Below are 7,276 nucleotides of genomic sequence, written 5' to 3'. Positions count from 1 at the left end.
CGGTCGCGCAGGACCAGGGCGCGTCGCAGGGGGCCGGTGACCGGTCTGCGTTGCCTGCCCACGTCGAGCGTCTGGCCGCTGCCGTCGAGGACGGCCGGCAGGATCGCCGCGTCGCAGGCGAGACGGCGTACCGCCTCCGGGGTCACCCGTGGCCCGGTGTCGAGGGTGCCGGCGTCGAGTTGCCGGGTCAACACGTCGAAGCTGGTCGTGACGACGATCTGGGCGGGCTCGCCGCCGTGCTCGGGTAGCTCACCGGTGCGCAGGGCGAGCCGACAGAGGTCGGCGAGCGCGTCGTGGCGGCGTTGCCCTGGAGAACGCGGGTCGTCCGGACCGGACGGTGCGGTCAGTGGGTCGAGCGCCGCGCGCAGCAGCCCGGCCGCCTCCGCATCTAGGTTGCCGGACAGCCGTAGCCGGCCGTCGCGCAGCTCGGACAGCGTGACGTGACGGTCCCGGTCGGCTCGACGCGCCTCGGTGTCGAGTGCCGCCCGCGCCGCGGCGTCGGCGACCTCCGGGGCGACATGGTCGAGGACTCTGCTGCCCAGCTTGCGCAGCAGCGCCGGCTCGAACTGCCCGGCCCACTCGACAAGCACGCCGACCGCCTTCTCGGCCGCCTCGGCGCCGGCGGCCGTGTGCACTGTGCGGACCGTGTCGCTGATGACCCGGGCCTGCTCCACGGTGATGGCTCCGCTGGCCAGAGCAGCCCCCACCCCGGACGTTCCGGCGTCCAACGCGCCGGCGAGATCGACCAGTCGGCGGGCGGCGGGAATGCTCAGCCGCAACCGGTCGCGCAACCACACGGCCGTCGATGACGCGCCCTGCGTCCTGACCGTGCCACGACCGTCGAGCTCGCGCACCAGGACCAGTTGCACGGCCGCCAGGCGCTGCGCGAGCCGGTGCGCGGCGTCGAGCGCCGCGACGAGGTCCTGCTCCGGAAGAGCCCACACCGGGGCGCCGAGGCAGTCGGCGACCGCCGCCTCCGCCTGCGCCAACTCCTCCACCATGGACCGAAAATAGAACAGGTGTACGACAGTTTAGCCCGACCGCACCCTGCTACTCCCCAACTCCAAGGCCCAGCTCGACCCAGCCCAGACCTACCCGCGCCGACCGGAACGGTGTCGGTCGACCAAGCGGCCAGTTCGGAGTGCGGAGGTCGGCCGGAGAATTCGAGCATCGCGCAAGCCTGTCAGCGGGCCACGTGGTCGGCGAGGCGCTCGGTGGCGAGGCAGGAGACGAGGCAGCGTTCCTTCGCGTCGCCGGTCAGCCGGGCGGTCCAGTCGGTGAGGCCACCATCACCGATCTCCAGGTCGCCACCGAGGAGGCTGATCCGTAGGGCGCACCCGGTGTAGTAGCCACGACCACGGGTGCGCTCCGGCTCGTCCACGAGCGGCACCGCACCCCCGGCGAGCGCCGGTCGGACGGTGTCGGCCAGCCGTTCCCGGACGGCCTGGTCGTCGAAGTGGGTGACGTGCAACTGCGGGACGGCCGCCGGGGCCAGCTCGGCGAGGACGGTCCGCCAGTAGGTGAGGTGCCGGACCAGCAGCCGGGCCTCGGTGCCGCCGGCGCCGGTGTCCCGGGCGCTGGACACGAGGGCGAAGAGCCGGAAATGTGCCGACGCGTCGCTGCCGAAATCCTGGGCCCGCAGCACCCGGTGGGCGGCGGCCAGGTGCACCTCGTCCTGCCGACGGCGACGCACGGCTGCCTCAACGGCGAGGGCGTTGGTGGGATCGCTCAGCACCTCGCTGGCGCGCATCGTGGTGAGGATCCTGTTCTGGCTGACCGGTGCGACGACCGAGCAGGTGCCGACCGGTACGACCGGCGACAGCTCCACCCCGGCCACGTCGGCGGGCAGCAGCTGCCACATCCGGGCCTCCACCTGAGCGAGCAGGCGCGGGTCGGCACGGGCCGGACGGACGAAGCGGTCCTCGCGCCAGCGGCGTACCACCTCGGGCGGACGTACGGTCGCCGCCCGGTCGCGGGCCACACCCAGCAGAAGAGTACGTAGGTCTGCCCCGGACAGCCCGGCCAGAGCGGCCCGCGTCCCCGTCGGCATCGCCGTCCACACCCGACGCTCCGCGCCGGCCAGATCGTCGCCATCCATGGGCCTCACCTTGGCTGACGCGGCACTACCGCTCCACCGCTTTTGCCGCCGGTGCCAGTAATTCGTCCACGTCATCAGCTCGACAGCGTTGCCGGGAGGGACGCCGACTGCCGGCAACCCCACCTAGGCTCCAGCGACACCGCGGCGACACGACAGCGGCGGCGGCGACACGACAGCGACAGCGGCGACCGACAGCGACAGCGGCCGCGCCTCAGCGACCGCGACGAGGAACGGGGACAAACATGATCAGCACGGTCTTCTTCGATGTGGGCGGCACCATTCTCGACGAGTCCCGCGAGTTCGCCGACTGGGCCGACTGGCTCGGCGTGCCCCGACACACGTTCTCGGCGGTCTTCGGCACGGTGATCGCCAGGGGTCTGGACTATCAGGAGGTGTTCCGGGTCTTCCGGCCCGACTTCGATCTCACCACCGAGCTGGCCCGTCGGGAGGCCGCCGGCCGGCCGGAGTCGTTCGCCGAGGAGGACCTGTACCCGGACGCGCGTGAGTGCCTGACGTCCTTGAAGGACCAGGGCCTGTTTGTCGGCCTGGCCGGCAACCAGCCGGCTCACGCGGAGGCGACCCTGCGCGATCTCGACCTTCCCGTGGACGTGATCGGCACGTCGCACCGGTGGGGCGTGGCGAAGCCGGCACCGGCGTTCTTCGAGCGGGTTGTCGACGCGGGCGGCGGGGTCGCGTCGTCGATCCTGTACGTCGGGGACCGACCCGACAACGACGTCCGCCCGGCCCTGGAGGTTGGCATGAAGGCGTGCCTGATCCGGCGGGGTCCGTGGGGGTACATCCTCGACCCCTCCGAGGTGGCCGAGCGGTGCCTGTTCCGGATCGACTCGCTTGTCGAGTTGCCGAGCCTCGTCGCGACGCACAACGCGGCCGGCGGTTGACCCGCCGACCGCGTGTTCGTGCCGTCCTGGTGGCCGCCTTCCCCGGGCGGCCACCAGGACGGGGATCAGGTCAGCGAGCAGGCCGCGCCGTTGACGGTGATCAGGCCAGGGCTCGGGTTGGCGCCGCCGCTGGTCGTCGCATTGAAGCCGAACATCACCGAGCCGCCAGGCGCGATCTTGGCGTTGTGCGACTCGTTGCGCGCGGTCACCGTCGCGCCGGACTGGGTGACCTTCGCCAGCCACGCCTCGCGGACCCGCTGATTGCCGGTGAACGCGAAGCGCACGTTCCAGCCGTTGACGGCGGTGGACCCGGTGTTGCGGATGGTCAGCTGGGCGGTGAACCCGGTGCCGCCCTGCCAGGCGCCGTAGTTCGTGTACGCCACCGAGCAGGTGGTGGCCGGTACCGCGCCGGCGTCACCCTGGTCGGCCAGGAACGAGGCGATCCAGGTCAGCGCCGAGTTCCAGTTGATCGCCACCTCGTTGGTCGAGTACGAGTTGATGTCGTCGACGTAGCAGAACATCGGCTCACAGCCAGCCAGCAACTGCGCCACGAACGGGTCCTGGAGGGCCGCGTTCGGGCCACCGGCGAGGGAACCGGCCGGCGGTCGGGGCAGGCTCGGGTCGAGCTGGTGGCCGAAGATCCGACTGTGCTGGTTCTCCGCGGCGTGCTCGCCCCACCCGGTGACGTAGGAGATGTTCAGGGCGTTGCGACCGAGGATGTAGTCCATCGCCTGCACGGCACCGTCGCGGTAGGCGGCGTTGCGGGTCAGGTCGAACGCGGTGGCCAGCACCACGGCGTTGTTGATGACGTTGCTGTTGCCGCCCCAGAAGTAGCTGTTGGCGTCACCGGGCATCGGCAGCCCGTACGCCTGGCGGCGCAGCTCGGCCAGGTACGTGTCGGCCGCGGCCGTGACCGACGCGCGGACCCGGGCCAGATCGGCGGCGGGCAGCCCGTTCGGCACGGTGGCCAGGTCGAGGCGGCCCAGCGCGGCGACGCTCTGCCAGCCGAAGCCCCGCGGGTCGAACACGTTGCCGGTGTGGTGCGGTGAGGCGGTCAGGTCGGCCAGGTAGGTCTGCGCGCCGGTGGTCAGATACAGCTCGGCCGCCGCCCAGTAGAACTCGTCGGTGACGTTGCTGTCGTCGTACGCGCCGCCGCCGGTGCCGTCGGTCGGGCTGGCGTACACCGCGGGGTGGGCCTTGGCGGCGGCGTAGGCCGTCTTCGCGGCGGTGTCGCAGCGGGCCGCGAAGGTCGCGTCGTACGGGGCGAAGAGCCGGGCGCACTGGGCGGCGGTGGCGGCGAGGTTGAGGGTTGCCGCCGTCGACGGTGCGTGCAGCTCGCGCGGCTGCGGGTCGTCCTGCGGGGCGAGCGGCAGCCCGGTCCAGTTCTGGTCGTGGATCTTGTGGTGGACCATGCCGGCGAGCGGCTTGCCGGCGGGCACCTGCATGCGCAGCAGGAACTCCAGCTCCCAGCGGGCCTCGTCGAGGATGTCCGGCACCCCGTTGTCGCGCTCGGGCACCCGCAGCGTGCCGTCGGCGAGTTCGGCGCCGCCGTTGGCGGTGGCCGCCGTCTTGGTCCGCTCGAAGGTGTTCAACAGCTGGTAGGTGGCGATGCCGCCGTTGACCACGTACTTGCCGTGGTCGCCGGCGTCGTACCAGCCGCCACGCACGTCCAGCGAGTAGTCGCAGACCCCCGGCTGGCAGGGCACGTTGGTGTCGCCCTGGTTGGGTGCGACGCCGAGGTGGCCGGCGGGTCGGGCGTACTCGTCGCCGATCAGGTCGCCGTCGATGGCGATGCCGCTGCGCTGGGCGTAGAAGAACTGCAACGAGTCGGAGCGCAGCTGGTCGTAGAGGGCGCCGGAGACGTCGAACGGGTGGCTGGTCTCGCCGTCCACGGTGAGCGTGAGCCCGGTGCCCGGGGTGCGGTAGTTGGAGAAGTCGACGGTGTGCACGTTCTGCCCGGAGGCGGCGTCGACACCGCGAGCGGTGGTGGTGCCACTGGCCACGACGGCGCCGGCGGCGCTGCGCAGCTGCCAGGGCAGCGCTTCGGTGGCCTCGGTGACGACTGTGGCGTTCTTCGGGCCGCCAGGCAGGTAGCCGACCTGGTTGACGCGCACCCGTGGCCCGGTGTCCGGCACGTACGGCTCGGGCGGCTCGCCGCCGCGCAGCGAGACGTCGTCCAGGCAGATGGTCTGCGCCTGGGCGGCACCGCCGACCTGGAAGATCAGTTGGGCGTTGGGGTTGGTGTCCGGGACGGTGAAGGTCTGCTCGACCCGCTGGGCGGTGCCGGTCGCCGTGGCGTCCACCGCCGCGTACGTGGTGTAGGGGGCGCTGCCGAGCTGCAACACGGCCTTGACCGCGGCGCCGGGGGTGGCGGAGACATCGAAGCCGAGGGTGTATTCGGCGCCGGCGATCAGCGGTACGCCGTCCTGGCCGATGCCGGCGTCCCACGGGTTGGCCAGCCCGCCCGCCACGGTGGTGCAGAGCCGGCCGTCGGTGACCGCCAGCGGGCCGGTGCCGAAGGAGAACCAGGGGCTCACCCCGGCGCTGAAGTCGCCGTTGTCGATCTGCTCGGGGGCGTCCGGTGGTGGGTCGGCGTGGGCCGCGCCGGCGCCCGCGCCGGTGAGGGCCAGAGTGGTCGCCGCAGCCAACAGGAGGCGGCGTCGGGATGGCGTCACGGGGAGTCCTTCCGGGACGGGAAGTGGGACGTGGTGGTGGCACTGTGGGGCGACGAATTCTGGGAGCGCTCCCAGTTGTCGGCTCGATGTTTCCAGCGTCGGTACCTCATGTCAATTGATCTGATTGGATGGGTTCCGGCGTGCGACGAGGGCGGTCACCCCGGCGGGTGCTCCGCGACGCGCCGCCACCCGAACGTGAGATTGGCCGCGCCACGCGCCGTCGTCCTGATCTCCTAGAGACAACTGCGCCCTTCGCCTGGCAGGCTGCCTCCCATGACCCTGAAGCTGCGTTCCGTAGGAACGAGCGACCGTGGGCTGATCCGCAGCGGAAACCAGGACGCCCTGCACGCCGGCACCTGGCTCGTCGCCGTCGCCGACGGCATGGGCGGGATGGCCGCCGGCGACCTGGCCAGCGCCCTCACCATCGACGCGGTCGCCCCGCTGGACGTCGAGACACCCGAGGACGCCCTGGTGGCCGCGCTGGAAGGCGGCATCGCGCTGGCCACCTCCCGGATCCGGCAGGCGGTCGCCGAGGATCCTGAGCGCCAGGGCATGGGCACCACGCTGACCGCCCTGCTCTTCGCCCGTACCGGCAGCTGCCTGGCCCTCGCGCACGTCGGCGACTCCCGCGCCTACCTGTTCCGTGAGGGCGTGCTCAAGCAGGTGACCCGGGACGACACGTTCGTCCAGATGCTGGTGGACCAGGGTGTGATCACCGCCGACCAGGCCAGCAGCCACCCGCGCCGCGCCGTGGTCACCCAGGCCCTGCAGGGTGACGAGGTCTCCCCGTCGTACGCGACGATGGTGCCCCGGGCCGGCGACCGGTGGCTGTTGTGCAGCGACGGCCTCTCCAACGTGGTCCGCCCGGACACCCTCACCGAGGTGCTCGGCGGCTATCCGGACCGGGGCGCCTGCGCCAGCAAACTGATCGACCTGGCCCTGCACGCCGGCGCGCCGGACAACGTCACCGTCGTGGTGGCCGACGTGGTCGAGGAGTAGGCCGGCGCTCAGCGTCGACGTGGCGTGGCGTGCCGGGTGGGCGTCGCCGTGGCCGGGTCCTCCGGCCACGGGTGCCGGGGATAGCGCCCGCGCAGCTCCGAGCGGACCTGCGGGTAGCCGGTGCGCCAGAACGACGCCAGATCGGCGGTGACCGCCACCGGCCGGCCGGCGGGGGAGAGCAGGTGCAGCAGCACCGGCACCCGACCGTCGGCGATGCGGGGGGCCGCCGGCCAGCCGAACGTCTCCTGCAGTTTCACGGCGAGCACCGGCGCGGCCGGGTCGCCGTAGTCCAGCCGGATCCGGGAGCCGCTGGGGACGTCGATCCGCTCCGGGGCCAGCTCGTCCAGGCGGGCGGCCTGCGCCCAGGGCAGCAGCCGGCGCAGCGCCGACGGCACGTCCACCCGGGCCAGGTCGGCCCGGCGTCGCGCGGCGGCCAGCTCCGGGCCCAGCCAGCTCGGCGCGGCGTCGAGCAGCGAGGTGTCGTCGACCTCCGGCCACGGATCACCCAGGTGGTGCCGCAGGAACGCGAGCCGCTCCCGCAGCGCCCGCGCCGCCGGCGTCCACTGCAGCAGCCCGAGGCCGTCCTGACGTAGGCCGGCGAGCAG

At 72.6% G+C, this 7,276-nt stretch carries 6 protein-coding genes; 2 read left to right on the top strand and 4 right to left on the bottom strand.

All coding sequences use genetic code 11. The features are described 5' to 3' along the window. Together KBX53_RS16370 and KBX53_RS16365 are read right to left on the bottom strand one after the other, a co-directional pair. Positions 1 to 1,001: DUF222 domain-containing protein (locus tag KBX53_RS16370; RefSeq protein ID WP_210860172.1), on the bottom strand; the 1,001-nt coding region annotated here is incomplete at its 3' end. Between the two features lie 182 nt (positions 1,002 to 1,183). Then, entirely contained in the window at positions 1,184 to 2,098 is a 915-nt protein-coding gene (locus tag KBX53_RS16365; protein ID WP_210860170.1) for a hypothetical protein, read from the bottom strand. A 242-nt stretch (positions 2,099 to 2,340) separates the two neighbouring features. Between KBX53_RS16365 and KBX53_RS16360 the strand changes: the two genes are divergently transcribed. Further along, positions 2,341 to 2,997: an HAD family hydrolase gene (locus KBX53_RS16360; protein WP_210860168.1), complete on the top strand. Its 657-nt coding sequence runs from the start codon at positions 2,341 to 2,343 to the stop codon at positions 2,995 to 2,997. Positions 2,998 to 3,062: 65 nt separating this feature from the next. Here the strand turns inward: KBX53_RS16360 and KBX53_RS16355 are convergent, their stop codons facing one another. Beyond that, positions 3,063 to 5,672, bottom strand: a complete 2,610-nt coding sequence (locus KBX53_RS16355) for a glycoside hydrolase family 9 protein (protein WP_210860166.1) — start codon at positions 5,670 to 5,672, stop codon at positions 3,063 to 3,065. A gap of 273 nt (positions 5,673 to 5,945) precedes the next feature. Here KBX53_RS16355 and KBX53_RS16350 point away from each other — a divergent pair, with 273 nt between their 5' ends. Next, a complete protein-coding gene (locus KBX53_RS16350) occupies positions 5,946 to 6,671 on the top strand; it encodes a PP2C family serine/threonine-protein phosphatase (protein WP_030335040.1) in 726 nt (241 codons plus the stop codon). Positions 6,672 to 6,679: 8 nt separating this feature from the next. Here the strand turns inward: KBX53_RS16350 and KBX53_RS16345 are convergent. Then, the coding region (locus KBX53_RS16345; RefSeq protein ID WP_305797954.1) for an ATP-dependent helicase C-terminal domain-containing protein at positions 6,680 to 7,276 on the bottom strand (597 nt) is incomplete at its 5' end.

The sequence above is a fragment of the Micromonospora sp. M51 genome (genome assembly GCF_018070305.1).
Classification (GTDB): domain Bacteria; phylum Actinomycetota; class Actinomycetes; order Mycobacteriales; family Micromonosporaceae; genus Micromonospora; species Micromonospora parva.
This window is presented reverse-complemented; position numbering and strand designations above follow the sequence as displayed.